Origin of the sequence: Aequoribacter sp. (assembly GCF_965659035.1) — a bacterium.
In the GTDB taxonomy this organism is placed as follows: Bacteria; Pseudomonadota; Gammaproteobacteria; order Pseudomonadales; family Halieaceae; genus Aequoribacter.
Genome location: NZ_CBFHWH010000069.1, coordinates 10,649 through 11,172, shown reverse-complemented (window position 1 = coordinate 11,172; position 524 = coordinate 10,649). Strand labels below are relative to the sequence as shown.

Annotated in this window: 1 pseudogene; it reads right to left on the bottom strand. The window is 50.6% G+C overall.

Going from position 1 to position 524, the window contains the following annotated elements:
- Nucleotides 1-415 (bottom strand): annotated as a pseudogene (locus ACTF5Z_RS09425) (efflux RND transporter periplasmic adaptor subunit); the annotation flags it as partial.
- Between the last annotated feature and the right edge of the window lie 109 nt (nucleotides 416-524).

Sequence of the window (524 nt, the reverse complement as noted above, 5' to 3'; positions counted from 1 at the left end):
GTTGCTTACGTGCCACATCCGCATCGGCCTCTGCTTTTTCGAGCATTACACTCGCGTTCGCTAAAGATGCTTCGGCTTGGTTTAAAGCGAGTTGATAGTCGACTGCTTCTAATCGAAGGATGGGCTCGCCCGCATTAAATGCCCCACCCGCAATAAACTGGTCTGATACCCATTCCACACGTCCGCCCACTTGGGCCGCCAAGTTGATGGCGGTGCGTGCTTTGACTTCGCCCTGGGCGAAGACATCGAAGAAGGTCGATTCGAGGCTCGCTGGAGTTGTGTAAACCTGTAAAACCCTAGCTTGGGCCTCTTTTTTTTCTGGCATGGGTTTATTGGCTTGCAGAGCGGCGAATATGCCGAATGCCACGGCAAGGACCAATACGGGAGCTAGACGTTTGAGCCATTTTTTTAACATGTTCAACCTTTTCAGACAGAGCTTTTCGCGACATCGCATTGTACGACAGCTCAAAAATGAATTCGGTATAGATTCGATGGATGGTGTAGCGAGCACGCCAAACTGAGTT